21 protein-coding genes and 1 pseudogene are annotated in these 25,111 nt (G+C 48.9%); 6 read left to right on the top strand and 16 right to left on the bottom strand.

The features are described 5' to 3' along the window. Positions 1–21 precede the first annotated feature (21 nt). The 3 genes from GYMC10_RS05145 to GYMC10_RS05135 form a co-directional block, all read right to left on the bottom strand. Positions 22–774, bottom strand: a complete 753-nt coding sequence (locus tag GYMC10_RS05145; protein WP_012819172.1) for a superoxide dismutase family protein — start codon at positions 772–774, stop codon at positions 22–24. 125 nt (positions 775–899) lie between these two features. Further along, a complete protein-coding gene (locus tag GYMC10_RS05140) occupies positions 900–1,340 on the bottom strand; it encodes a hypothetical protein (protein WP_012819171.1) in 441 nt (146 codons plus the stop codon). Positions 1,341–1,369: 29 nt separating this feature from the next. Continuing rightward, a complete protein-coding gene (locus tag GYMC10_RS05135) occupies positions 1,370–2,221 on the bottom strand; it encodes a hypothetical protein (RefSeq protein WP_012819170.1) in 852 nt (283 codons plus the stop codon). A gap of 146 nt (positions 2,222–2,367) precedes the next feature. Between GYMC10_RS05135 and GYMC10_RS05130 the strand changes: the two genes are divergently transcribed. Further along, complete coding sequence (locus GYMC10_RS05130; protein ID WP_012819169.1) at positions 2,368–2,904, top strand: hypothetical protein; 537 nt, start codon at positions 2,368–2,370, stop codon at positions 2,902–2,904. Positions 2,905–3,562: 658 nt separating this feature from the next. Here the strand turns inward: GYMC10_RS05130 and GYMC10_RS05125 are convergent. The 11 genes from GYMC10_RS05125 to GYMC10_RS05075 form a co-directional block, all read right to left on the bottom strand. Next, on the bottom strand, positions 3,563–4,594 hold the full coding sequence (locus tag GYMC10_RS05125; protein ID WP_012819168.1) for a Gfo/Idh/MocA family protein: 1,032 nt from the start codon (positions 4,592–4,594) through the stop codon (positions 3,563–3,565). A 207-nt stretch (positions 4,595–4,801) separates the two neighbouring features. Continuing rightward, positions 4,802–5,473, bottom strand: coding sequence for a hypothetical protein (locus GYMC10_RS05120; protein WP_012819167.1), 672 nt, complete (start codon positions 5,471–5,473; stop codon positions 4,802–4,804). Positions 5,474–6,151: 678 nt separating this feature from the next. Then, positions 6,152–8,479: an ABC transporter permease gene (locus tag GYMC10_RS05115; protein WP_012819166.1), complete on the bottom strand. Its 2,328-nt coding sequence runs from the start codon at positions 8,477–8,479 to the stop codon at positions 6,152–6,154. Further along, a complete protein-coding gene (locus tag GYMC10_RS05110) occupies positions 8,479–9,183 on the bottom strand; it encodes an ABC transporter ATP-binding protein (protein ID WP_012819165.1) in 705 nt (234 codons plus the stop codon). Before GYMC10_RS05110 ends, GYMC10_RS05115 begins: the two co-directional genes overlap by 1 nt. Positions 9,184–9,458: 275 nt before the next feature. After that, positions 9,459–10,637: a DUF4317 domain-containing protein gene (locus GYMC10_RS05105; protein ID WP_012819164.1), complete on the bottom strand. Its 1,179-nt coding sequence runs from the start codon at positions 10,635–10,637 to the stop codon at positions 9,459–9,461. 438 nt (positions 10,638–11,075) lie between these two features. Then, a complete protein-coding gene (locus tag GYMC10_RS05100) occupies positions 11,076–12,653 on the bottom strand; it encodes an ROK family protein (RefSeq protein ID WP_012819163.1) in 1,578 nt (525 codons plus the stop codon). Further along, positions 12,650–13,765, bottom strand: a complete 1,116-nt coding sequence (locus GYMC10_RS05095) for a DUF917 domain-containing protein (RefSeq protein ID WP_012819162.1) — start codon at positions 13,763–13,765, stop codon at positions 12,650–12,652. The genes GYMC10_RS05100 and GYMC10_RS05095 overlap by 4 nt, the downstream gene beginning before the upstream one ends. A 4-nt stretch (positions 13,766–13,769) precedes the next feature. Beyond that, on the bottom strand, positions 13,770–15,059 hold the full coding sequence (locus GYMC10_RS05090) for a cytosine permease (protein ID WP_012819161.1): 1,290 nt from the start codon (positions 15,057–15,059) through the stop codon (positions 13,770–13,772). 38 nt (positions 15,060–15,097) lie between these two features. After that, entirely contained in the window at positions 15,098–15,679 is a 582-nt protein-coding gene (locus tag GYMC10_RS05085; protein WP_012819160.1) for a TetR/AcrR family transcriptional regulator, read from the bottom strand. 217 nt (positions 15,680–15,896) lie between these two features. After that, positions 15,897–16,706, bottom strand: a complete 810-nt coding sequence (locus tag GYMC10_RS05080; RefSeq protein ID WP_012819159.1) for an AAA family ATPase — start codon at positions 16,704–16,706, stop codon at positions 15,897–15,899. 264 nt (positions 16,707–16,970) lie between these two features. Next, complete coding sequence (locus tag GYMC10_RS05075; RefSeq protein ID WP_012819158.1) at positions 16,971–17,561, bottom strand: TetR/AcrR family transcriptional regulator; 591 nt, start codon at positions 17,559–17,561, stop codon at positions 16,971–16,973. A gap of 190 nt (positions 17,562–17,751) precedes the next feature. On the opposite strand from GYMC10_RS05075, the pseudogene GYMC10_RS05070 reads away from it, so the two are divergent. Both GYMC10_RS05070 and GYMC10_RS05065 read left to right on the top strand, forming a co-directional pair. Further along, positions 17,752–18,039, top strand: a pseudogene (locus tag GYMC10_RS05070) (nitroreductase family protein); the annotation flags it as partial. Positions 18,040–18,186: 147 nt separating this feature from the next. Next, on the top strand, positions 18,187–19,359 hold the full coding sequence (locus GYMC10_RS05065) for an MFS transporter (RefSeq protein WP_012819157.1): 1,173 nt from the start codon (positions 18,187–18,189) through the stop codon (positions 19,357–19,359). A gap of 198 nt (positions 19,360–19,557) precedes the next feature. Here the strand turns inward: GYMC10_RS05065 and GYMC10_RS05060 are convergent, their stop codons facing one another. Together GYMC10_RS05060 and GYMC10_RS05055 are read right to left on the bottom strand one after the other, a co-directional pair. Beyond that, entirely contained in the window at positions 19,558–20,718 is a 1,161-nt protein-coding gene (locus GYMC10_RS05060) for a cobalamin-independent methionine synthase II family protein (RefSeq protein WP_012819156.1), read from the bottom strand. A gap of 209 nt (positions 20,719–20,927) precedes the next feature. Beyond that, positions 20,928–21,917 (bottom strand): tRNA dihydrouridine synthase, encoded by a 990-nt coding sequence (locus GYMC10_RS05055; RefSeq protein WP_012819154.1) that lies wholly within the window; start codon positions 21,915–21,917, stop codon positions 20,928–20,930. Positions 21,918–22,459: 542 nt separating this feature from the next. Here GYMC10_RS05055 and GYMC10_RS05050 point away from each other — a divergent pair. From GYMC10_RS05050 to GYMC10_RS05040, 3 genes are read left to right on the top strand one after another with little or no spacing between them, the layout of a single operon-like run. After that, positions 22,460–23,653 carry an MBOAT family O-acyltransferase gene (locus tag GYMC10_RS05050; protein WP_012819153.1) on the top strand — a complete coding sequence of 398 codons (1,194 nt, stop codon included), beginning with the start codon at positions 22,460–22,462 and terminating at the stop codon, positions 23,651–23,653. A 44-nt stretch (positions 23,654–23,697) separates the two neighbouring features. Then, complete coding sequence (locus GYMC10_RS05045; protein WP_012819152.1) at positions 23,698–24,858, top strand: hypothetical protein; 1,161 nt, start codon at positions 23,698–23,700, stop codon at positions 24,856–24,858. Then, positions 24,839–25,024, top strand: coding sequence for a hypothetical protein (locus GYMC10_RS05040; RefSeq protein ID WP_012819151.1), 186 nt, complete (start codon positions 24,839–24,841; stop codon positions 25,022–25,024). The genes GYMC10_RS05045 and GYMC10_RS05040 overlap by 20 nt, the downstream gene beginning before the upstream one ends. Positions 25,025–25,111 lie beyond the last annotated feature (87 nt).

Here is a 25,111-nt window from a genome sequence, read left to right as displayed (position 1 = left end):
ATGCACTATCAACTTGCCAGATTACTCCGGTATATTTCCGCCCGCAACGCGGTCGCCGGAATTGCCCGCCGGGTCGGTAACATTGTCATCCTCGCCGGCATGAATGATCAGCGAGCGCCCCAGCACCGAGTTCGGCTGGTTCTTTTCCAGCGTGCCATGCTGAATGATCGTCTCCGCTTCCACGGTGCCGTCTGCGCCCACGATCAGGTTCGGCATGTCGCCGACATGGCTTCCTTGCGGATTCTCCAGGCCATGATGCTTGTGGGTCGGATTAAAATGCCCTCCGGCAGATTTAAAATCCGTTCCCTGAATCGCATTCTCATGCACATGGAACCCATGCTTGCCTGGAGTGAGGCCGGATGCGGAAATCTTCACCTTAACCCCGTCATGGATCTGCTCCAAGGTAGCGGAACCAACCGGCTTGCCCGCCGCATTGTACAGCTTGACTACAGGCTGCCCCAGGGATTCTTTTCTGGAAGCCTCGCCCCAGTACACGGGTTGGTTAACCGGATCTGAAACCATGCGAGCTGGCGCATCGCTGCTGTCGGCAGGCATCTTAGGATCCGCGGTCGCCGTCTCTTGTTTCGCAATTGGACCGTCAGCAGTGGCATTGTCCTTGCCGTTAACGAAGTGGCTTATTTTAGTCATCGTGTGTTGAATCGTATCTAAGGTGCCTTCTGGATTCGCAGCAGCGAACATAATCCCTATGATCAGCAGGGCTCCGGCAAGAAACGCTCCGGCCATATATTTTAACTTGTTGGTCAACTTTTTCACTTCATCGCCTCCTGAATGATGATATCATTCATCTCCCAATCGACTGATTTTATACATCCAAGTCGTTATTTTATGGGATATGAGGCATTCGGCGTTTGGTCAGTGAGAGGGGCTCGATAACGGCTTTAACGCCCCTCTGGCAAAATGAGTTCTCTCATCCGATCCGTATGTTTGTCGGAAACCACATATACTTCTTCTCCCCAATCCTTGAACCCATAGCTGAACACACTTTCCTGACCCTCTTCTCCCAACCACAGCTTGATGGCATGTATCGGAGATGGCTGGGCATAGACGACCATCACATCGTAATCCGGGTCAGTTCGTTTGGCATCATCCGGCTGCTTGCGGGCGGTACGGATCGCTTCCTCAAATACGCTTACAGCCTTCGAATCCTTGAAAGACAGCAGTGTGTCCCCATTCATCTCGTCCCATGTCTCGAACGCTGAAATCCGGATTTCCGCAACCTGTTCGTCCAGAAGCTGCATCGTCTCCCAACCGGTTTCCTTATCACAGCCTACCAATAGAGCCGTCATGTAAAGCATCATGATCATGAATAAACGCTTCATTAAACCGTCCTTCCTTATCTATGAAAAAATTATGGGATGATCCCATGCTGCTTCAGCTTGTCCATTAGCATGGTTCTGTACGTCTCTTGGTCATAAAGGGAGTTATTGATTAACTCCTTGTTCAGTTCGAGCTTGTCCAAGATCCTGTGCTCCAACTCGCGCCGGGCTTCCAATACTTGCAGAGTCCCTTCGACGCCTTCCAGACCGTGATGTTTGCCGTACCCCTGTCCAGTGTAGTAATGGGCGAACCCTGTGGACCATGCCTCCGGGCGTTCCCGGATGGCCTTGCGGAATGCGTATTCCAGGTCGTTCTGCTCAATGTAGAACAGGAGGGGATTTAGCGGAAGGACCGCTTTTTCCAGCCCCAGCACGTAGTCCGTCACTTGATCTTCCGGCGCATCATGCTTCACCATGCCGACGGTCACCGGATTCTGAATGAAACAGCACTCAAAAATCGTGACGGTAGGCTCATGCAGCGCCTGCTCGGCAAATGCCCCCCACCGATCGGTGATGAGCCACCGGTTGAGGTCCAGCGGGAGCTCGTAAATATCCTTCTTAGCCAACGAATGATAAAGGTCATCCGGAAAAGAAGCGCCGTATTCGTTCTTCAGCTTCTGGTAGGGCAAGAGGTTCCAGCTGCCTTTTTGGACAGCCCGTTCGATCCATATTTCTTTAAAAGGGCCTGCGACTTCCAGCAACTGCCCGAATTCCTCTTCCGTCAGACACGCGGTTCCCTCATAATCTGCCGGATGGTCGTTATCCCCCTCCATCACCAGCCGGGACTCGATGTTGTGCTCGGAAAGAATATCATGCAGCATACGGGACGTCGTCGATTTGCCGAACCCCGGCAGGCCCTCAACCATGATTAATTTCGTCTTCATTTCAAATCCCCTTCAAATCTCAATAAATGTTTGCAGCTTCATGTTATTCTGTGGGAGCCTGTGAATATCCTTTTCTCTATCTATTGATTAGGACCCAAATTAAGTTATGATAATGTTAATACTTATAGAGAGGTGTTCATACATAAATGAAGAAGACTTTAGCCCTTTTGTTGATGCTCGCTATCTTAATTCTCCCGTCACAGGCGTATGCCGCCCCACCCTCCATCAAAATGTCGATCTCCGAGGTTAATAAGATCTACTTTGAGGAATACAACAAGAGGTTAAAGGAAGTTAAGTCTGCTATACGGACATATAAAGCTCCTGTGTGCTCCGATGTAACCACCCTCACGAATCAATCCAAGCAGCTGACATCCAAGTACAACAACCTTAAGAAGTCCAAAGCCAGCAAAACGGAACTGGGTCAGATGAAGGCAACACTTGATAAGGCTAAGAAAAGTCTTAGTGAAGCAAAGAAAGTCTGCAATAAGGAAACAGCTGAAACGAAAAAAAAACTCAATGGACAAGTTAAAGAAATTTCTTTAGCCAAAACTTCCGGAGTCAAGCTGAACGTCGACTCTTATAATAAAGGAACCATCACCAGCTCGACATTCGATAAAGAAATACGCAGTATCGTGAAGCTTGTAGACGATGTTTTCACATACATTCTAGAGGATCTTGAGTAGAGCAAGCGGCAGGGTATACCCTGCCGTTTATTTATTGAACATAGTTGAGCAAAACAAAAGACCGTAGACTTTACCATCTACGGCCTTTCCCACATTCAACCAACACTTTACTCCAAACTACTAAACTCATTCATACGTGCAAGTTTTACAAGATCAGACTTAGGCCATCCGATTTCTCTCGATTTCACCCTGCAATATTTGCAAGAGCAATGAATCTTCCCCTTAGCAAACTCACCTGTAAACTTGGCATGCCAACCAAGCTGTTTAGCAAGCCTGCTCTTACGCTGGATCACTCTCCGTCGATGATGACGGTAATACGAACGAGTACGATTGTTGCCTTTGCTTTTCATTCCATCACGCCCCTTGGGATAAGGCCCAGCCTGCAAAGGAGCCAAGAGGGTTATGTCATCCTCTACAGGCCGAGCGTGATGAAACCGCTAAGTTGCACGAACACCATGGATCACCTCAACGCGATGTGATTTCAACCTGTATTACTTTCTTACCAACTCGCCATAATTTCCACATGCACCCTATGCGGAAACCTCGTCATGAACCTGCTTCAAGATAGCGAAACCCACAAGCTCTCTAGCCGCATTAAACAGCCTCACCAGAGGTGCCTTCTAAGCTAGCGTCCTTGTTGTGACAGAACATTCACCCATCAGATCGTTACAATAAACCCTTCCGTTTTATCCCCCATCAATTGAGGCCTTACATCCGTAAAGCCCTCCCCCGGCTTGCGCAGAGCTTCCAAAACAACCTGCGCGTTGTACCCGTCATGGAAATCATAGATCAGACCGGACTCTCCGTTCAAAATCTGAATGATTTGCTTCAAGATCGGCAGCGGACTGACGACATCATCTACAGATACAGGCTGCAGATCGGCATGCTTGCTGCTTCGGTACAGATTGCACCAGTTCTCCAATGCCAAGGTGCCTTCTTCACCGTGGACCACCAGGGAGACACGCTCCTCCCCTTCCCGTTGGTCGGTTCCTGACAGGCGAATCTCGATATCATGATGTAATCTGAGAACGGCCTGGACACGGCTTTCGGACTGATTCGAATCCGGCGGAAACTCGATCTCGCTCTTCACATGCGTAATCGGACCGAACACCTGCTGGATCATCTGGATCCAGTGAATGCCGACCTCCAGCAGATATCCGCCCTGCTGCCTTGACGTAATCCATGGATTCTGCTGCCAGGCCCTCGGCCACTGGGGAAACTCCAGGTACAGATCCATGCTTTGGATCCGGCCGATCGCCTGATCCTCAAGCAATCCCTGCAGCTTCAGAACGGCCGGATCGAGCGGAAGCGAGAAATGAACCGCATGGAGCACATCGGCCTTCTCGGCCAGCTCCACCAGACTCCGGGCTTCGGTCAAGCTATTGGCCAGCGGCTTCTCGCAGAAGACGTGGACGCCTTTTTCAAATGCGATCCGGGCCACGTCATAATGCAGGGACGGCGGAACCGCGATATACACCAGGTCAAGCGTCATCTCATCCAGCAGCTGGCGATAGTCGGTGTACAGCCTTGGGCGAATCCCAGCTTCCGCAGCTTCACGATGCAAACTGGATTCATCACTGTCGCAAATGGCGACCAACTCGATCTTCTCCGTATATTGGGGCAGTAAGCGGTGAATCATATGCCGGCCCATATGCCCTAAGCCGATGACGGCCATTTTTTGTTTGTTCATCCTGTTCTCCTATTCCATTCGCGATTGAATTTTGCCATTGCATGCATGTCCCCTATTATAGATCAAGGGGTTGCAGCCCGTACACTTGGATGTACAAAAACGGTACTGTTCCGTTAATCCCTTGGATTCAAAGCACTGGGCACTTTCTTTCTATGCTGGTAGTAAAATGCCCTTAAAATTAAAAGAGTAGAATCAATAATAAAAAAATCAGTTATTTTTTATCAGCCTTAAAGTTCCCTCTTTCAAGGCAATCGTATCAGAACTTGCATTTATTATGTAAAAGTAATATTGCCCTGATTCCTCAATAGTTAAATTGTAATTCCCCTTTAATTGATCGAATTTTTGCGATGGATATAGAACGCCGTCTTTAACGTAACCAATTAATATATTTTGATTTTCGACCACCTCCGATTTATACTTTTCAAATTCATATTCTACATAGTCACCCGCTTTTAGTTCCCACCCCGATCCATTAGTATCTGTTAAGACGTTTAATGAACCATTTACAGTAATTATCTCAGGGGAAATATATACTCCGTTTTTTTCTTTTGTTTCTAATTCAAAAATAGAGGGAGGCATAAAATTTTCTTCCATTATCTTTGTGATAATCCGGTTCTCAGGAAGACCATTTCGTGTTCTATTCTTTAATTCCTCTGGTGAGTACTCGACTCCATTAGAATCAATATAAACCCCGTTTCGATATATCATATAATCGCCACTTGTTTCTTTTCCAATCAAATGCCGATTATAATCAGTTATTAACTCTGTTTCTTTTATTTCTTTAGGACTACAAGCAATGATTGTTGATAAACCAACAACGATTATACCGATAAACAAACCCTTTTGGTTTTTTTTAGAGTTATTACTGCTAAACACCATAAATATGAATCACCTCTCGTTTAGACGTAATTACCAGACATGTTATATGTTAATTCTTCTGGATAAGATACGCGGTTCCTTTGCTATTGACGAGTAGTCCATTATGTATCTCCTATATTCTTCAATATTATCCATTCATTATTGATAACACCAATTACAAGAGGTACGTTTGGTGTCTCTATTTATTATTTTATTGAAATAGCCGGCTATGAATGAAGCTCACCAATCTGCATTGAATCAAATCGGATAGGAGGCTAGGCTACCAGGATCCGAAAGTCTTTTTTATAATCGAAATTTTTGCTTGGCCACTAAAATGTCCCCCTTCTCTAAACCATAGTACAAACCCCATTACAAATAGAAGGAAAAATATTCAACGAGCTCATTTTAATGTCCAAAGGCTAACCGCAGCTGGTGTGCAAATGAGTGTAGTTGATGGTTAATCCCCCATAAGTTCTCTTTGCGGGTAGACATGCGACTACACCCAAAGTAGTTATTTCTACTAAAACGATGATTATTAGGGATGTCAACGTATCGCCCCTAGATTTATAAAAGCGCCACGTCTCATGAAAAAGGCGTGGCGCTTTCTTATGTCATGGTGTCACTCACATTCCCCTCATTTTATATCTTACAACCGATATTTTAGCGGCCTGGAGTACTCGGTGCTTGCGGGCAGACAATTCACTCCACTCCCTTCAACGACTCAATCATATGAATCCGCGTCACTTTCTTCCGCAGCATAAGGTTGGAGAGAAGGGTCAGGAAGAACGCCAGCACAACCGATGCCAGCATAATCACAAGGTTTAATTGATCCGGAATTTGCTGATGCGTACTCGAAAGCGCCTGGATGATAATGGAATAGACATAACCGCTGATCGGCAGGGCGACAATGACCGCAAAAGCGGTTAACAGCATGTTCTCAGAGAAGATCAGCCGGTTGATTTTACGTTTGGGATAGCCTAAGACCTTCAGGGTGGCAAGCTCACGGTTCCTTTCATAAATGTTGATGGAAGAGATCGTGTAGATGGCGCCGAAGGACAAAATGACGGCACAGACGATAAACATGATGAAGATAAAGCTGTTTTGCTTCAGCATATACTGCGCAGATTTCTTGAGATCATCCTTGTCCGCAATGGCCTCCACCTGCGGTTCCTGTTCGAAGAAGCTGCGAACGCCTACCAGATCGGCAGCGCTATGGACGCTCACTAACAGCGAGGATGGATCGTAGTCGATACCCAAGCTCTTCATATAGCCCGGTGTGCTGTAGAACGACGGATTCGAATACTGTGTGGAGATATCCAGAACCTTCATATCGACGATGGTTTGGTTAAGCTCCGGTGCGGTGATTTGAAGCTGGATCGTATCTCCTTCAGCAATATGATACTGATCCGCGTACGATTTCGGTACCAGCACGCCATGATCTTCTAACGATAGCCGATTGCCTTGTTCATCATAAAAGCGAATCAGCTCATTATCCTGCTCCGTTACCACGAGCGTAGCATTTTCTTTGTTTTCCCCTTGGATGAGTTCCACAGGGTAGGTGGACAACCCATAATGGTCTACAATGCCGGAGGGCAGTGCTGCCCTATCCGGGAACGATCCGATCGCATAATCGACTCGTAAATCATACGTATTTACCTCTTCGATCTGGCCAGCTACCTTGAGCAGGGCCGTCTGCGTGCCGAAAGCCGTGATCAACAAAACCGTACTGACCACAACGCCAACGGAGCTCGCGAATGCTTTTTGTTTATTTAAGAAGATATTTCTTAGAATAATCTTGTTGCTGTAGGACAGCCGACTCCACATCCCTGGAATGTTCTCGATGAGCAGTCTTTTCATCTTCTTGGGCGGTTTCGGACGCATCGCCTGCGCAGCACGTTCTTGCAAGATCGCTCTGCCGCTGAAATAGCAGGACAGCATGCCAAACGCACTGGAGCAAATCATTGGAGGTAGGAGCGTAAAGAACGAAAGGGAGAACGTTAGGTCAGGTAGAGAGTAGGATCTTCCAATCGACGTTGTTATGAGTGGAATGAACAGGGCGGCGGCGATGGCATAGCCCAGAATGGAGCCGATGACGCCAGCCAGCACGGGGTAACCCATGTAATGCAGCATGATGCTTCTTTTTTTCACCCCTAATGCCTTCATAATGCCCACTTGATTTCGCTGGGAATCGATAATCCTTGACATGATCAGAAACAGGATCACCGCTTCAATCAAAAAAAGTACGATCGGGATCACCCTGCTCATCAGCTTATTATTATGAATCGTTTGCTGGGTCTGGGAATAGTTGAAGGTCCGTTCTTTGCTAACCTGGCTTATATAAGGGAGTGACTGGGAATGTGCTTCAATGGCCTGGCCTAACTGATCAATGTCGTAACCGTCCTTGGCATCAATCAGGATCTCATTGTAGAACATGCCGCCAGCGATTTCAGGAATGGTCTCTTCGGGGATATAAGCGATTCCATAAGCTTGATGGTCCTGGGTTTCGTTCTTCTTGGCATGCTCCACATTCTCAATCAAGCCGCTGATCGTGAACGTCATATCCTTGTCATTCACACGAATGCGGATGGAATCACCGATACGGTAATGATGTGCCTCGGCATAGTGGGAGTCCAACAGGATCTCATTCGGCCCGGCTGGCATCCTGCCCTCCATCATCCTGGACGTGTTGATTTCATTCGGTACGGGGATCGAATGCACCGTTAAAGTAGCTTTATCATCTTCAAAAGCCTGTTCGGCCTGGACGGTATAACGCCCTTCAATATTTTGAATGCCATCAATGCTCCGTAAATCCGCCACATCCTCTGCGGAAATTTGACTGTAATAGACGTTCAAGTCGCTTAGATTATGTTCTTGAAAATACCCCTTCGTATAGCCGCTAAGATTGTCGCTCAAGGTGACCAGCCCCGTGTAGAAAAAAGCTCCCACCGCGATTACCAAAACAATGGCTATGAATTGTCCTACCGACTGTTTCATGTCCCTTAACAATTTTAACGCTAAAATCTTCATCACCACTCGATCCCTTCAACGCTTTGTTTGTGCTCATTGATCGTGATGCTCTCGATCTTCCCGCTCTTGACGCGGATCACTTTATCCGCCATCGGCGCGATGGCCGAGTTATGGGTGACCAGCACTACGCATGTCTTCGTTTCCTGGTTTAAATCTTGAAGCAGCTTTAAGACCGATTTCCCTGTCACATAATCCAAAGCTCCGGTGGGTTCGTCGCAGAGGAGCAGCGCGGGATTCTTGGCAACCGCTCTTGCGATCGCAACTCTTTGCTGTTCGCCGCCAGAGAGCTGGGAAGGGAAGTTCTTCAAACGATCCGTTAGTCCAACCTTATGTAAAATATCACGGGCATCCAAATGGTGCTTACATACCTCTGTCGCAAATTCCACGTTCTCCAGCGCATTCAAATTCGGAATCAGGTTATAGAATTGAAATACGAAGCCAACCTGCTCGCCGCGGTATTCGGTTAATCTCTTCTCGCTCCATCCCGTAATCTCTTGATCTCCAACAAACACTTGTCCCGAGGTAGCCGTATCCATCCCGCCGAGAATGTTCAAAATCGTGCTTTTCCCTGCCCCGCTGGCCCCTAGGATCACGACGAATTCCCCCTCTAAAATGGAGAAATCAACGCCCGCAAGGGCTTGAATCGTCACTTCGCCGATTGGATAGGCCTTGGTTACGTTTTTAAATTCGATTAACGTTGTCACTTCGTACATCTCCCCGTATTGGATTTTTCAGTTGGCCTTGATGCGTTTTAATCTCATCATTACACCTTACGGTACAAGAGACACCCGACACGCGATGTATTCCATCATCAGCCTCAGGAAGGATTTCGCTTTAGCGACGGGCAAAGGGAATGCGATTACTGACTCCGGACGCAATTTTCCAAAGTGGGCAAGAAAAACAAAAAGACCGCCATCCAACTGTGGATAGCGGTCTGTTCCTGCGTACGATACCTGATCTTGTCTGAAATGGAACTGATTTAACTTAAAAGCGTCTCTGAAGCCAGCGTAAACCCTTCAATCGCGACATCTTCGTCGACTTCAATCATGATGCAGCGTTTACCTTGGAAATTCACCTGTTTAACATACCTTAAATCCTGCGGGCTCACCGAGATCGTAGCTACCTTGGTTTCGATCTTAATGGATTTGGTAGTATACTTCGGCATGACGCTGGTTGCTTTCATCTCATAGTTCTTGTTGTCTACGATGGTTTCGAATGCCCGCTCCACCTTCTCGGTTGTCACGTCCTCTACGCCGCTTGCGTTCAGTACGCGCTCCAGATCTTTATAATCCAGCTTCGGAGGTTCTTCCTCCTTCGTCTCTTCGTTCATTTCGATCACCCGGTTGATTTCCTCGTACACCTGGGCAATGGTGGCTGAATCGAGCTGTTCGCCGGCCACTTCCTTGACGATATCCTCGAAGATCGCTCGCTCTTCAAGTGCCGTCACGGATCTTTCTCCGTTCAAGACCTGCTCGACAAAATGCGGATCCGGAAAATTCGATTTTCCCGTACAATACAAAATACGATTCACATCGGAATAATTGTCCGTCACGCTAGGGTACAGGAATCCTTGCTCTGGCGCACTTAACTTGATAATCGGATCTACAATGACATTGTACTTGAACTCCCGCTCCACATAATCGAACAAGAGCGTCTTCCGTTGTTTCTCCGTAGAATTCATGCTGCATAAAATAAACGGATGGGCGAACACCTCGTTCTTCTCGCTCTCTTCCGCTTCATCGTTTCTCGCCTTGGTCGGCAAATAATACTGTCCCCGAACGAACGTGACCACCATATCCCGCTCATATTGGGCATCCTTCAGCATTCGATCCACCAGCATCAGCATCAAGTCCTGCCATTCTTCCGGATCACCCGACACGAGCGCTTGGTGAAGCATGACCTGCGCCGGTTCCTCCGCTGCTTCCTGAAACCTCAATTCGAACAATTTTTGATCCAGCTCGCCGGTCAGCAGTTTTTTGAAATTCCCCATGTATAACTCTTGCTTCTCCCGATCCACCAGCTCGAACGGCAGGCGCTCCCAATGATAGATTTCATTCGTTTCCTTCGTAATATAGACATTGAGAATATCGTAAATATTCATTAAATCGTGATCCAGCTTAAATTGCTTGCGTATATTGGCGACTTCTTTTTTGTTCATATCCGATTCGGCAGCTCCTTCAATATAATCTGGCTTAATTAGTATAAATTATTGGAACGTAAATTGGTAAGTGATCTTGGCTTGCATTGTCGTGCCTAGGTCCATTTCCCTGTGGCCCTGATCTTTTATTGTGGCATATTTAAATAACTGAGTCGAGGATATTCCTTGAAAAAACATCTGACTTCACCGTGTGTATTTTCCTTATCTCGGACCCACATCATCATGGAAAATATCAAAAAGAAGTCGGTTGATTCATCAGGGAAGTCATACTCTCGGAATAAAAAAAATGGTGATACGGGTTCGTTCCGTATCACCATTTCATGTTACGCTGTTCGCACGCCGTTGCCGCCTAGCACCGATATACGAATGCTCACTGGCTATGAACACACTTCTCAATTGGCCGCAAAGCTGCCGAGCGAGGCTAATGCCTTGAGCGCGTTATAGCTTACCCGCAGCTTTCACTTTCACGAGCAGCGCATTGCCCGGCAAATACGCAATCGGAATGTCCTCGACGGACACGATTTGTATGGTCTCCGGATTCGCGCCAGCTGCCGTTGCCTCGTTCATGGCGCTTTCCTTCGCATCGCGGATGACGTCGTCATAGCTCCAGTCGTCCAGCGAATAGATCCGCTCCGACTCGCCGCTAACCTCTCCCAGCGCCGCGCCGATTGCATTCGCCGCATCATAATTGTCCGGCCGGATGATTCGGCTTGCCCCTGCCAGCGTATCCGGCACCAACAGACTGCCGCCGCCGACCAGAATGACATCGACCGGGTCGGCACTCGTTTTCATCCGGTCAATGGCATCCTCCAGAATCTGCTGCATGACGGCATCCACTTTGCCGCATACAGCTTCGTCCACGGCATCCGCGTTTGTGCCCGGCCATGCGGCCCGGCCCATCTTCACGGCTACGTCCGTTGTCGTCAGCGTATCTCCGCCAAAGATGCGGGCCCGTGTCGTCAGCTTGTAGCCCACGCTGTCCGGGCCAACCGTCACGCCGCCTGCATCGTCCAGCCGGACGATCGTCCCGCCGCCGAGGCCAATGGACAAAATGTCCGGCATCCGAAAATTCGTGCGAATGCCGCCGATATCCACCGCTGCCGACGACTGGCGCGGGAAGCCTTGCGCGAGCACGCCGATATCCGTCGTCGTGCCGCCGATGTCGACGACCAGCGCGTCGCTCAGCCCGGACAAGTGCGCCGCGCCCCGAATCGAATTCGTCGGTCCGCACGCAATCGTCAGAATCGGATAGCGGAGCGCATATTCGCTCTTCATCAACGTGCCGTCATTCTGGCAAATGTACAGCTGCGCATGGATGCCGAAGCCGTTCAGCGCTTCCTCAAATCCGCGCACTACGCCCGCAATGACTTGCAGCAGCGCCGCGTTCAGCACGGAAGCATTCTCCCGCTCCAGCAATCCGATGCTGCCGATCTCGCTGGAGTAGGTAACCGGCATGTCCGAACCCAACACCTCGCGCACGATCTCTCCAACGCGCTTCTCCTGCTCACGATTCACAGGAGCAAATACGCCGCACACCGCCACCGCGTCGACTTCTCCACTCATCCGGCGGCACAGTTCGCCGATCTCCTCTTCGTCCAGATTGGCAATCTTGCGGCCGTCATACTCATAACCGCCTAAGGCGACATAGCTATGCGACCCAACTGCCGCACGCAGCGATTCGTCCCAGCCAGCAAGCGGCGGAACGGCTGTTGTTGCCGGAGCGCCGATGCGAATCAGGCCGACCCGGCCAAGATGCTTGCGCTCCACGATGGCATTGGTGCAATGCGTGGTGCCGAGCATCGCGTAGCGAATGTCTGCTCCATTCACGCCGCTTTCGTGCAGCAGCCGGCGAACGGCCTCCACAATGCCTTCGTTCACGTCGGCAGTCGTGTGGACCTTCACCTTGTGCACGCAGTGCAAGTCGGAATCCAGCAGGGCGGCGTCCGTATTCGTCCCCCCCACATCAATGCCGATGCGGTAAATCTGGTTTGCATTAGCCGTTGTAACCTCGGTCATTTCGCCGCACCTCCTTTCGAAGCCAGCGTCTCGATCGGCACATAATCAAAGTCATAACCGAAGTATCTCGGCCCGGCCGTCTCGATGCCTTTTGGCGTGCGCCATTTGTCATCGCATGGCAAACCTGCTGCCGTCACCCGGGCACCATACTTCAAGTTCTCTGTCGTCACCGGCATGCCCGTATCCTGATCCAACAGTGTAATCAGGTCAGGCGTAATGGCGAGCGGTTGATCGTCAACGGTGGCGAGCAGGAACTCATTCTGGAAAAACAGCCGCATCGTTGTTCCCTTGTTTTCGCCGGTACCTTCGAATACGGCTTCGCCGCGCGTAAAGCCGCCGTCCATGCGACGACGGATATCCACGGCCTTGCCATGGAACAAGGCATGGCCATTCAGCTTCGCGAGCAATTCGCGCACAGGATTCAGCTTGTGCTGCTTCGCTTCGAACAGCGTCCGCCCGATCTCATAGGCGAGCGTCAGCGTCCCGCCGATCGCGCTCTGCTTCGCCTGCGCGCCGGATACCGGATAATCGCAGATGGAGGCAGAACCCCCCATCTCCACCGTCAGCGCACGCGCCATCCGTTCTTCCCACACGCCGTCAATCGTATGCATCAGCGCACTGTTGCCGCGCTCGTCCGCCATCGCCACCGGGCTGCACGGGATGCCTTCCAGATGGAACGTCACCATCTGCGATTCGGGAAACGCCCGCCCCATCGCATCGGCATCGACGAGCGGAATTCCGCGCTGCGCCGCTGCAATGACCGGAACGAGCGAGTTGCCGCCGCCGACCTCGATCGGCATAACGGCATCCACCTTGCGGCCAAGTTCTCTTTCCATCAGATCAAGCGGTTTGGTCAGCTGTTCAGCCGAAGGAATTTTCTCCAGCATCACCGTCGGTGCTCCGATCATCGATACCGGCACGATAAGTCCTTCATCGTCCAACTCTTCGAGTTGGGCGATTCGGACCGGGCCAAACTTGCGGATCGCTTCCATGGCCATCAATTTTCCGACATGGGGATCTCCACCGCCGCCCGTGCCAAGCACCGCAGCTCCTATCGCGATATATTCAATGGCCTGTTCATCCAATGTGGTTAATCTGGTTGCCTTGTTCATGCTTTCATCCCTTCTTTACTACCCATTTGCCTATGATTGCTTGTACGATAAATGCCATCAAGAAGCTGTCCAGCGCCGGAACCTGCGTCACCTGGAACCATCCGAGCCCATCCGGGGCCATCGTTGTCATGAACCCGAAGAACGTGGCGATGACCCATACGACGATGGAGCGGGGAATCCAGCCCCGATTGCTGTCCAGTCCGTCAAACGAGAATCTATTTTTGTTCACCAACAAATACTCAGCCGTATAAATGCCGCCCAGCGGTGCGACAAGCATCGTAATGTACGTCAGGAACGTCATGAAACGGTCATAAATGCCAAAGCAAGCAAGTGCCGTGGCAATTAATCCTGCAATAATCGTGATCACGGATTTAGGCACCCGTTTGAAAACAACGGAGAAACCCAGCCCCGCGGAATATAAATTGTTCGTATTGGTCGTCCATTGTGCTAGCGTCAGCACGATGATCGCCGGAATACCAAGTCCGAGCGTAAGAAGAATGCCCGTCAGATCGTCGGAATCCATCGTACGCGACAGGAAAATCGCAATGATGGTCATGAAGCTGTTGCCGACAAAGAAACCGATAAACGCTGCGGTAACGGCATGCTTTGGCGTTTTGGCCCAGCGCGCGATGTCAGGGGACAGCGCCGTTCCAAGGATAAAGATACCGATAACCAGCGAAATCGCCGTCCCCATCGGCACAGCCTCGCCCTCGAACGGTGCCCAGACGGTGCTTCCGCCTTCCCCGTTAAGCGCCATCACCAGCGCGATAATGATAAACACGACGAGCAGCGGTACCGACCAGACGCTTAATTTTTCAATCGCCCTGTAGCCCCAGATCGCCGTGGACATCATGAGAAGTCCGCCAATGATCGACAGTACCCAGAGCGACCAATGCCAGCCCCATAGCTCGCTTAACGCCGTCTGGAAGTTGGAAGCGAAGAAGCCGACCTGAACGCCGAACCAGCCCAGCGATGAAATGCCGAGAATGACCGAGACGATGAGCGCCCCTTGGTTCCCAAACAGAAACCGGCTGATCATGGCCGTCGACAGGCCCGTTTTAGCTCCCACATATGCGCAGACAGCCCCGATCATGCCCAATATGGCTGAACCGACGATGACCGCCGTCAGCGAGTCGCCGATGCTCATGCCCGCGCCGAGCTGCGCACCCAGAAACATCGCGGACAGGTCAATGCCGATCGCAATCCAGACGAATGCCATCGAGAGCCATGATTTCCGCAAATGCTGGGGTACGGGCTCCCGTTCGTAATCTTCTATTTTCGTATCGTTGCTCATGTTCCACCCTCTGCTTTCTGTACGATCTTGTTGATTGCCTAAGCTCCGACGGATCTCCAGAACATCTCAAAGGCATGTTTCAGTTTCCGTTCGAACAGCTCCGGCGATTTATAGTAGTAGTATTGCATGCCCAGCCCGTCCATCAAGGTGAGATACGAATCCACCAGCGTCTCCATCGGGACGATGGCCAATTCGCCGCGATCCAGACCTTCCTGCATGATCTCGCCGATAATGCTGCTCAAAAGCGTATCGAAACGCCCAAACGCCTCCTGCATCCGATCCATTAGGAAATCCGGCGGGAAAACCAAGTACCGGAAGGCAAATACGGCAAGCTCCTGCTTGTCCCGGTGGAAATCGTATTGGCGAAGCAGCAGCGCGTGCAGTTTTTTCTCCGTACTCATTCCTTTGCTGGTTTCTGCCATCGCTTGGATATATTCGTTATAGGCGCTCATCGATTCTTCGAAGACCGTCATGAACAGATCTTCCTTGCTTTCGAAAAAGGCGTAGATTGCCGGTGTTTTGACGCCAACCTCCTTCGCGATTTCCGATAATGCCGTTCCGTCGTAGCCCTTCTGTCCGAATAACCTCAGCGCAGCCTCTTTCAGCTTCGATCTGGTCATGTTCATCCCCTTTTCGCAATTTAATTAACGTTAATTAAGTAGATTATACAACTTTTTGCATAAAAATCAATCAGTTATACTCAGTCTGGCCATTTGCCTTCGCATCCTTATACGTTCAACATTCAAGCAGGACAATGTACTAAAGTGGATAAAATCCCCATACCAAAAAAGAGATATCCTTACTCGAAGGATACCTCTTCCGGAAACTCAACCCTATTCATTCAAACAACCTCTGGTGTTTATGGAAAAATCGATAAAAGAATTGGACATTGTCCAGCTCAAACCATTCTGCCGTTTGCAAAATCTTGGCATCGAGATTGTAGATCTTTGCATGAAGCGTACCCAGGACAAAAGGGGAATGCGTAGCAATAATAAACTGACTGTCGAAATAACGCGCCAAATCGTTCATTTGCTCGGCCAGCTTAATTTGATTTGCCGGAGAAAGCGACGTTTCCGGTTCATCCAATAAATACAGTTTCCCGGGAAGCAAATATTCCTCAAAAAACTGCATCGAGCTTTCCCCGTTCGAATACTTCTCCTGAGCGAATTGAATAATGTCCATCTTCTTCTTGAACTCATACGACTGCTCCAGCTCTTCTACCTCGGCCTTGCTCTTTCCCTGAACGAGCTGCTCATGCAGCAGCCCTTCGCGAAGCACGCTTTCCTGCTGTATTTTCTTGATTTCATACAACAGATCCTCTGACTTGATGTACCGGCTCCCGTCGGGAAGCTTATATAGGGGACGCTCCTGATCATCATGCCCGAGTTGATAGCTGCTTTCCTCGATAAATCGCTGAACGTAGATGCTGCGTCCATAAGTGGCCATTCGCTCAGCGCCCGCCATTCCCAATTTGTTGGCGATCAGATTCAGCAGGGTGGATTTGCCGGAGCCATTACTGCCGTATAATACCGTGATTCGATCAAACAGCAGAACTTCCCCTGCCATGTGCCTGAACACATGATCGGGATAGATATTCGGGTTGCTGGAAATGGTAGAAGAGAGTTTGAAGTTACTTAAATATAGCATCGCCCTTGCTCCCCTCTCGGAAAATGAAATGATTCAAGTTTGATATTCATACCTGGCCATTCTATGGATGCAACCATCCGACCCAAACAGCCTTTCTATTCAAGAACGGTCCAAATATCCAGTGCCGTCAGACGAATCGCCTCAAACTCATGATTCCGGTACGCTCTTAAACGGTCGGTACAAGCCTCGCTCCTGAATAAGGATTCGCAAATTGTCCGCATTGCATCTTGTTTCTTCCGCAGGATAGAGCAATAGCGACAGGACCTATCCCAGCAATTCTTTAGCTCCGTTCATCACTAAGGGCATAGTCTGTTTAACGAATGATTCCGCACTTATTAGACGCCCCTCATTATTCCAAGCGTAAGCCGCCCCATACATCCCCCAACTTAACATGTTAGTAGCTGTATTTATTAAGAATTGCGCGTTTGGACTCGACAGCATCTTGTCTTTGTCTATAAAGGAAAGAAGTATCGTTTGAATTTTTTCCTTTATTTGAATTTCGAATACAGCTCCAAGCGATGTATACCTTCTTTTGCACATAGTGCTTAGATCTTTGTGAAAATCGCATACACCCAGAAAAATACTCTGGATGGTTTCTTCATTTAATACTTCGTGACCGCTTATTCTACGATTTATGATTGTCATAAAGGATTCCATTAGTCTGGCCTCTAGAATTTCGAATTTATCTACAAAGTGCGCATAAAAAGTCGCTCTGTTAACAGTAGCCCGCTCTGCAATATCCTTAACGGTTATCGATTCAAAGTCCTTATCTTGAATTAATGAAGCAAAAGCGTCTTGAAGCAGTCGCCGTGTACGTATCACTCGAGGATCAGCTTCATTCTTTTTAATTGCCATGGTTAAGATCTCCCCTAATAAAACGACATTATAGAAATGGTGTTGTCTATACAACGGTTTATGGTTTTTGATGATTGCGCACCATTCTGTTGTTATCATAACATATAAATACAACAGATGTTGTTCAAACAACTAATGTTGTATTGAAACAAAATGCAGAATACCGCTTTTCCAAAAGGAGGAGAGAACCATGTCGGTTTCACAACCGTCACTAACGATGGAGCACCAACTTTTTTTTGATGTTATTCGAGAACGTCGGTCGGTTCGTAGCTATGATCCCTAGATCAAGATTTCGCGGGAGGAATTGACCGGAATATTGCGGCAAGCCACGCTGGCCCCTTCAGCCGCTAACCTGCAGCCGTGGCGGTTTCTCGTTATCGACTCGCCGGAGCTGAAGCAGAAGCTGCTTCCGATCGCATCCAATCAACAGCAAGTGGTCGAGGCTTCGGCTGTCATTGCGGTACTCGGAGATTTGGAGTGATATAAATTGGCGGGCTTCTTTGATTTGATGATCACAATTAACCTATATATGAGTATATGCTGATATAAGCATAAATTTTGATTTATATTTTTATTTCGATATTTTTAAAAACATCGTTATTTAAACACATCAGGAGAGTGAATTATGAAGAGCACATGGAAAGTTTACGTTCTAGCCTTGGTCAGCTTTTTAGTTGGAACATCCAATTACATCATTTCCGGGATATTGGACCGGATCGCAGAGACGATGGGAACAAGCGTTGCGGCAGCAGGCCAGCTCATTACGGTTTATTCCCTTGCCTATGCGGTCGGCACGCCTATTTTAATGGCGCTGACGGCCAAAATGGACCGGCGTAAGCTTCTACTTTATTCGCTGGGCCTCTTTATTATCGCAAATCTGCTGACATTTATATTGTCCGGCTTCGGTCTCTTCATTGCCGCTAGAATCATTACGGCGTTAGGCGCCGGGGTAGTCACCGTTAACGCGCTCAGTATCGCTGCCAAAATCGCTCCGCCAGGCAAGCAAGCCAGCGCCATCGCCAACGTCACCATGGGCATTACCGCATCGCTCATCATCGGCGTCCCACTCGGCAGAATGGTAGCCTCGGCTTTTGGCTGGAAAGCGGTATTTCTGGCCATCGCAATTGTCGGGGTCATCGCCATGCTTGTCATTGCTGCGGTTTTTCCACGTATGCAGGGCGACAAGCCTGTCCCTTTGATCAAACAATTTGCTTTGTTAAAAAAACCTCAGGTTTTGGTTGCTTTAGCGATTACTTTTTTCTGGTTGGGCGGATATTCCCTTGCCTATACTTACATCTCCCCTTTTCTGCTAGAGGTGACTCATTTAAATGAATCATTGATTAGCGCAGCTCTGTTCGTGTTCGGTATTGCCAGTTTGATTGGCTCGAAAGTCGGCGGCTACAGCGCGGATAAACGTGGCATCAAATACACACTCGTTTCAGGGATGGTGCTTCACGTCATTTCGTTGATTTTGCTATCCTTAGTCGGACAGTCGGTCATTGCCGTATTCGCCATTTTGATCCTCTGGTCTTTTGCCGCCTGGTCATCCGCTCCGGCGCAGCAATTTAACCTGGTCAAGCTTGTTCCTGAATCCTCGGGCGTCATGCTGAGCTTGAACAGTTCCATGATGCAGTTTGCCATGGCTGTCGGCGCAGGAATCGGCGGGCTGATCGTTAACCGTGTTTCTTTGGCATCCATTACCTGGTTCGGGGTATTCGGCGTTCTCATCGCCATCATTGCCGTGTTTGTATTATCCAGCATGGCATCACGGCATTCGGCGGTGCAGACAGCGGATTAACGGTATGCTAAACATGGAATATTTGATAAAGGACTCTGCTCACTAAGTTGATCTTGGAGGTATGACTCATGCAAAGACCAGAAATGATCGTTTGATCACATTGAACAACTAGGGACCATCCAAAAAAACACGGCGACCTCTCCCCTGATTGAATTCCGGGAAAAGGTCGCCGTTCATATTTAAATCTCGTTTTATTGTCTAGCTACCCCAGTATTGCTTGGCAATCTGTTGACCCTGATCGATTTTTGCCCATTGCTCGGCTTCGCTTAGCTCGTTCCCGCCATCGCAGGATGCAAAGCCGCATTGGTGCGAGAGCAGCAGACGATCCTTATCAATGATTTTGGATGCTTCGTCAAGCAGACGGATGACGCGTGCTTCATCATCCAGCGTATTGGTTTTGGAAGACAGCAAGCCCAGAACAATCTCCGTTTCCGGTCTGTCCTTGAAAACCTCCAGTGCTTCAATCGAACCCGCACGATCATCATCCCACTCCAGGAAGAAGCGATCATATTTCAACTGCTTCAGGAACAGGTTGGCGATTTTCGCATAAGATCCACCGCCCATGTTACGGGAATCATAGTTCCCGCGGCAGTTGTGTGTCCACATTTTCAGGCCGAGGCTATGGCCGAAGTCAATCACCGTATTGTTAATCTCAATAAATTCGGTGGCGAGACCCTGAACTTCCGCTTGATTAATATGCTCCCCTGTAAACGGAGAGTTCGGGTTATCGTCTGCAAACAGCTCCCATAAGCAATCATCGAACTGCAGGATTTTGCCGCCTGCCGCAGCGAATTCCTCCACGAATTCCTTATACGCCTTCACCAGGCCCGCTTTGAGCTCCTGTTTGTTCTGATAAACCGCATCCGTGCCGCCAATGTTATCCGACCAGGAAAGTTCACCGAAGATATGGGAAGGCGATGGTACGCAAAGTTTCGTTTGCTGGTCGCCAGCCGTTTCTTGCAGCTGTTTGAACAACTTAATGAAGTGATGATTCTTTCCGCTCAGTTTGCCAACAATGCGCAGGCCGATATCTTTGCGTGTTTCATATTTCGAGGTTCCGTCCACATCCCGGAAAAAGTAGCCATGGTCCGCGATATAACGCTGGGCTCCGTCAAAGCCCCATACAAAATCCAGATGCCACATCGATTTAGAGAATTCGCCGTCCGTAACAACCGACAGGTTATGCTCGATTTCCTTTTTCACGACCTGTTTGATCGCCTCGGTCTCGCACTCGGCATACCCTTCGAAGTTTTCATAGAACGGATACTGGATATCATCACGATGTTCAATTTGCGTTTTATATTTCAGCAGCTCTTCGGGCCGCAACAAACTTCCTACGATCTGGAACTTATCAGTCATGTACATAACCCCCTCGTTGTATAGCGATATCATATCACGACGAGCAGGGTTATAAGGCATACCAAAATCTCATAACTAGTTATAGCTAAAAGCTATAACAAGCATGACGGGCTGAGATTGTCCAAAAGAAAAAACACAGCCAAGTCGGCCATGTTTTCCAAAAGTGTTAATTGTTCTCCTGAATCGCTGGTGTTCTCCAGCCTGTCCATTTAATTTCCTCGTTCATCTGCCTCATCAGAATGCTTGCTTCCAAACTCATCCAGCAGCGCACGTACTTCACTTGTTGACTTTGCGTTCATTAAGTTATTTCGGAGTTCACTTGCCCCTCGGAATCCACGGACATAAATTTTGAAGAAGCGGACAAGGGCGCTGAAGGAACGCCGCATCTGTGCCGAATATTGATCATGGAGATCCAGATGCAGCCGCAGCAGATCAAGCAATTCTTCACTGCTATGATCCCTCGGCTCCTTCTCAAAAGCAAATGGATTATGAAAAATACCGCGCCCAATCATAATCCCATCCACACCGTATTGTTCAGCGAGCTTCAGACCGGTCTGACGGTCAGGAATATCCCCGTTAATGGTCAGCAGTGTATCGGGTGCCACCTCATCACGAAGCTTCTTAATCTCCGGAATCAGTTCCCAATGCGCGTCGACTTTACTCATTTCCTCTCTTGTCCGCAGATGAATGGACAGGTTCACAATGTCTTGCTTCAAAATATGGGTTAACCAGTCGCGCCATTCGTCTACGGCACTAAAACCGAGCCTTGTTTTTACACTGACGGGCAATCCCCCGGCTTTGGCCGCCTGGATAAGTTCCGCTGCAATGTCGGGACGGCAGATCAGGCCGCTTCCCTTCCCATTCTCCGCTACATTCGCTACAGGACAACCCATATTAATATCGATGCCTTTAAACCCTTCTTTCGCCATGCCGATACTCATCTGACGAAAGTATTCCGGCTTATCTCCCCAGATATGGGCTACCATCGGCTGTTCATCCTCTGTAAAAGTCAAACGTCCGCGCACACTGTGGTTCCCATCCGGGTGACAATAGCTCTCTGTATTCGCAAACTCCGTAAAAAACACATCCGGTCTGGCGGCTTCACTTACGACATGGCGAAACACAACATCCGTCACATCTTCCATGGGCGCCAGTATAAAGAAAGGCCGCGGTAAATCACGCCAAAAATTATCTGTCATATCCAATACTCCTCTATACATACCAGGACAAATCTTTATCCCGAAATAGTAAATACAACCTGTTCATGTCCTTGCTTTTTCTTCACTTATAGCATTTTAAGCAGCTTAAATCAAACGGCAGTATATGTTATATCGCAGACACTTCAATGACTATATCATAATCCAGAGAGGAGCATACTTCCCATAGATTCGAAAAAAGGAGGGGCGATCGCTAGAAGAAGGGGCTTTAATTTAGTCCGGTTCCGTTGGCAACGAACTAAAAAGTCGTCCCGCACTGATTATTAGGGTTCGATTGCCATGCCCGCTCCCCCTCCATGATGCTTTAGAACAGCCAGTTGCAACTTTGGTAGAATGATGATCGTCTATTCTATGTGCTTCCTCTAAGGGGCATGAACTTGAATCGGTTTTTGGATTCGATAACCACTTAAAAATAAATATATTCATAAAATTCCCATACGTTTCAACTGATGGATACTGTAATATGGATAAGTGCTTTAAGAGATAAGTATTTTTGGCAACTCGGATGGTGGATACGGAAAATTATGATGTATACGGATTGGTTTTATTGGCTGTTCGTGTTCGTGGCTGTTGTCACGTATCACCTCATGCCGCATCGTCTCAGACCCTGGGTGCTCTTTGCCTCAGGCGTCGCATTTTACTACAATTATGCAGGTGCTTACCTGTTCCTGTTGCTTGCGGAAGTTGTCATTGCCATTGTTGTCGCGAAAGCCGCGGCGAAATGGAGAAAGCGATGGATTTATCCCGCTGGTATCCTTACCGCCATTCTCGTGCTTGGTTATTTCAAGTACACCAACATGATGCTGGATACGTTAAATGAGTTATTTGCTTTTGTTCATCAGCCCTTCTTGCCAAAGGCAGAGCAGATTGTGCTCCCGCTCGGCATTTCCTACTTTACGTTCGAGCTGATTCATTACTTGGTTGAACGCAAACGCGGAACGCTGCCGGAGCATCGGCCGGAAGGTCTGTTGTCGTTCATTTTCTTCTTCCCGTCGATGGTGGCGGGCCCAATTAAGCAATTTCAGATGTTTCATCCGCAGCTAACATCGAAATTTCACTTGGACCACATGCTGATCGGAGTCGCCCGAATCGGGTGCGGCCTTTTCAAAAAGCTCGTCCTCGCCGGATCCATTGATATGCTGGCGCAGCCCGTCTACTCGGCGTCCGGCATAGCTGAGGCAGATACCGCCAGACTCTGGATTTCGCTTGTCGCCTATACGTTCGTCATCTATTTTGATTTTTCTGGCTATTCAGACATTGCCATCGGGACAGCTCGCTTGTTCGGCATTGTCATCCCGGAGAACTTCCGCTTCCCTTATTTGGCCCGCAGCATAGCCGAGTTCTGGAACCGTTGGCACATTTCGCTCGGTTCATGGCTGACCCGCTATGTGTATTTTCCCCTCGGGGGAAGTCGTGTTCCTGCTCCCCGGGTCTATTTCAATCTGATGGCGACGATGACTGTCTCCGGCCTCTGGCACGGAGCCGCCTGGAATTTCGTCATTTGGGGCATGTTCCATGGCGTGATGCTGTGCATTCATCGCTATTATGTGAAGCAGCTAAAGCCTGCATTAAAGCCTGTTCCGAAATGGCTGAAGCCGGTAACGGTCACTGTCGCGATGTTGATCACGTTCTTCGGTGTAACGATCAGCCGCGTGTTTTTCATATTGCCGATCGCAGACGGATGGGATTTAATGCTCCGGCTGCTTGGTATGCGATAATTACCGATTCTCGAATATGGATGGAAATGGAAGTGTAAGATATATTGCGTAAATTAGTTTTGAATAAAACCGTGTCCGTCATGCTGATCTCTTTTGCCTTGGTCGGATTGCTTGGCTTGAGCATTGAAGCCGATCAAGTGGTCGATCAAATGAGACAAGAAGTCGTGACGCATGCGGAAAAAGAGCTTCGCGTTCCGACATACGATGCCATTGTCTTTACGCCGTTATGGGTCGAATACTTGAAGGAGCATCCGAATGACGGCACAAAGGTGATCGGCATGTTCGGGCCCTCCACGGTCTTCGGCACGACCGTAAAAAAGGGGGAGAACACCTCGGCCGGTGTCCTTCAGGCTCATTTGAAAGACAGTCGCGTGATCAACCTGGGGATTTCCGGCGGAAGATTTACGGAGACTTACGCCCTGCTCGCCTCGATGATTGACGAGATTGATTTTGTCGTCTATGAGATCAATTATGGGATCGTCGTTGTCTCGGATAATGAGCCGGACGTTGTCGTCTATCCGTCGCTGGTGGAGAAGCTGGGTCAACCCATCCCGCGCAGCTGGCTGGTTGATTTCCCGGACAGAAACCGCGAATCGCTCCCAAGCAACGCCCACAATTGGGTAACGTCCCATTTTCTGAATAAGTGGGCCCTGTATCATGATCGCGACGCGATCAGCTACCGTCTGTTCATGACTCGTACGCCGATAGAGAAAATCCGCCAGGAAGTCCACAAGAACGAAAATGAAAGAAAAGGGATAGAAGAAAGCTATACGCCGATGTATACCGCTTATGACAAAATGAATGACGCTCAACAGGAAGGCATCGACAAGCACTATGCAGAGCTTTATCGGTGGAGTAAGCCTTTTGATCAAGATCACAGCTTCGGGTTGTTCATGATTGAAAAAACGCTTGAACTGCTGCAGGAGCATCATAAGAAAGCCGTGTTCTATTCGGCTCCGCTGGATAAAGAGCATATTGCCAACAAGAAGCTTTTCAATTGGAGCGAATATACCGAAGCGATGGGCGCTTATCAGAAGTTGGTAGAGTCGAGAGGATACCCCTATATCGAATTTAATCAAGAGGAGAACAATACAATCCCGCATGAATATTATCGCGACTCGGCCCATCTTATCGACAAAGGGAATAACATGTTTGGCGAAATCTTGTATATGAGGATGAAAGATTATGGAATTACAGCCCCATAGCACCACATCGGCCGAAACGAAAGCCCGCAGCCTCACTCATCATGTCGGAAGGGCACTGATCATGGTGGGAGTGGCACTTGGCGGAGCCATCGTCCTGATCGCCATCGTACTTGGTATTTTGTTCTTTTCCGGAGAAACGCAGGAATTTATTTATATGAACTTCTAATGTACATGAAAGCGGCGTGCAATGACTGACTTCCTGTCCTGCATGCCGTTTAGCAATTCATCGTAACGATTGGAACGAAGACGCGAT

Source organism: Paenibacillus sp. Y412MC10 (genome assembly GCF_000024685.1).
GTDB lineage: Bacteria > Bacillota > Bacilli > Paenibacillales > Paenibacillaceae > Paenibacillus_AQ > Paenibacillus_AQ lautus_A.
The sequence above is the reverse complement of the archived record's forward strand: the minus strand, read 5'-3'. Positions and strand labels throughout refer to the sequence as shown.

Coding starts and splice junctions, on each gene's coding strand:
- GYMC10_RS05140 (WP_012819171.1), bottom strand. CDS start 1,340: ATGAAGCGTTTATTCATGATCATGATGCTTTACATGACGGCTCTATTG.
- GYMC10_RS05135 (WP_012819170.1), bottom strand. CDS start 2,221: ATGAAGACGAAATTAATCATGGTTGAGGGCCTGCCGGGGTTCGGCAAA.
- GYMC10_RS05130 (WP_012819169.1), top strand. CDS start 2,368: ATGAAGAAGACTTTAGCCCTTTTGTTGATGCTCGCTATCTTAATTCTC.
- GYMC10_RS05125 (WP_012819168.1), bottom strand. CDS start 4,594: ATGAACAAACAAAAAATGGCCGTCATCGGCTTAGGGCATATGGGCCGG.
- GYMC10_RS05120 (WP_012819167.1), bottom strand. CDS start 5,473: ATGGTGTTTAGCAGTAATAACTCTAAAAAAAACCAAAAGGGTTTGTTT.
- GYMC10_RS05115 (WP_012819166.1), bottom strand. CDS start 8,479: ATGAAGATTTTAGCGTTAAAATTGTTAAGGGACATGAAACAGTCGGTA.
- GYMC10_RS05105 (WP_012819164.1), bottom strand. CDS start 10,637: ATGAACAAAAAAGAAGTCGCCAATATACGCAAGCAATTTAAGCTGGAT.
- GYMC10_RS05100 (WP_012819163.1), bottom strand. CDS start 12,653: ATGACCGAGGTTACAACGGCTAATGCAAACCAGATTTACCGCATCGGC.
- GYMC10_RS05095 (WP_012819162.1), bottom strand. CDS start 13,765: ATGAACAAGGCAACCAGATTAACCACATTGGATGAACAGGCCATTGAA.
- GYMC10_RS05090 (WP_012819161.1), bottom strand. CDS start 15,059: ATGAGCAACGATACGAAAATAGAAGATTACGAACGGGAGCCCGTACCC.
- GYMC10_RS05085 (WP_012819160.1), bottom strand. CDS start 15,679: ATGACCAGATCGAAGCTGAAAGAGGCTGCGCTGAGGTTATTCGGACAG.
- GYMC10_RS05080 (WP_012819159.1), bottom strand. CDS start 16,706: ATGCTATATTTAAGTAACTTCAAACTCTCTTCTACCATTTCCAGCAAC.
- GYMC10_RS05075 (WP_012819158.1), bottom strand. CDS start 17,561: ATGGCAATTAAAAAGAATGAAGCTGATCCTCGAGTGATACGTACACGG.
- GYMC10_RS05065 (WP_012819157.1), top strand. CDS start 18,187: ATGAAGAGCACATGGAAAGTTTACGTTCTAGCCTTGGTCAGCTTTTTA.
- GYMC10_RS05060 (WP_012819156.1), bottom strand. CDS start 20,718: ATGACTGATAAGTTCCAGATCGTAGGAAGTTTGTTGCGGCCCGAAGAG.
- GYMC10_RS05055 (WP_012819154.1), bottom strand. CDS start 21,917: ATGACAGATAATTTTTGGCGTGATTTACCGCGGCCTTTCTTTATACTG.
- GYMC10_RS05050 (WP_012819153.1), top strand. CDS start 22,460: ATGATGTATACGGATTGGTTTTATTGGCTGTTCGTGTTCGTGGCTGTT.
- GYMC10_RS05040 (WP_012819151.1), top strand. CDS start 24,839: ATGGAATTACAGCCCCATAGCACCACATCGGCCGAAACGAAAGCCCGC.